The organism is Vibrio sp. 704, assembly GCF_033339295.1.
In genome coordinates, this window is record NZ_JAWOUH010000286.1 from 1 (window position 1) to 814 (window position 814).

General features: G+C 45.7%; 1 protein-coding gene. It reads left to right on the plus strand.

The window, feature by feature from the left end:
* A partial coding sequence (locus R7R24_RS25960) for a cation:proton antiporter (RefSeq protein ID WP_318120001.1) occupies positions 1-814 on the plus strand: 814 nt, incomplete at both ends.

The following is an 814-nucleotide window of genomic DNA, read 5'->3' on the forward strand; positions in this document are numbered from 1 at the left end:
GCTGATCTCGGCGTTACTCTTTTGCTTTTTACTATTGGCTTAAAGCTCGATGTAAAAACATTGCTTTCCAAAGAAATTTGGGGCGGCGCAACAGCGCACAATATTCTTTCAACCGCTTTTTTTGCCCTTGCGTTGTCAGGGCTGAAACTGCTTGGATTAACGTCCCTTGCAAGTATGGAAAGCGGGCAGATATTGCTCCTAGCCTTTGCACTTTCCTTCTCTAGCACTGTTTTCGCGGTAAAAACACTGCAGGAAAAAGGTGAACTCAACGCGACATACGCCACACTGGCCATCGGTATTTTGGTTATGCAAGATATCTTCGCGGTCGTGTTTCTGACTGTTTCAACAGGCAAAGTGCCAGAATGGTACGCCATAGGTCTATTTGCTCTTCCTCTTCTACGCCCGCTGTTTTACAAGTTATTGGATAAAGTAGGCCACGGCGAGATGTTAGTGCTGTTCGGCATTTTCTTCGCGCTTGTTGTGGGTGCCGGACTGTTTGAGTTAGTTGGAATGAAACCAGACCTTGGCGCCTTGATTCTTGGCATGATGCTCGCTGGTCACCGTAAAGCGTCAGAGTTGTCTAAATCGCTATTTAATATGAAAGAGCTCTTTCTCGTCTGCTTCTTCTTAAATATCGGCTTATCCGCATCTTTGAGTCTAACGGGTATCGCACTAGCGCTTTTATTCATTGTCCTTCTGCCTATTAAAGGGTTGCTATACTTCCTCACCATCAACCACTTTAAGTTTCGCGTGCGTACTTCCCTACTCGCTTCTTTATCACTGTTTAACTACAGCGAGTTCGGGCTCATTGTCG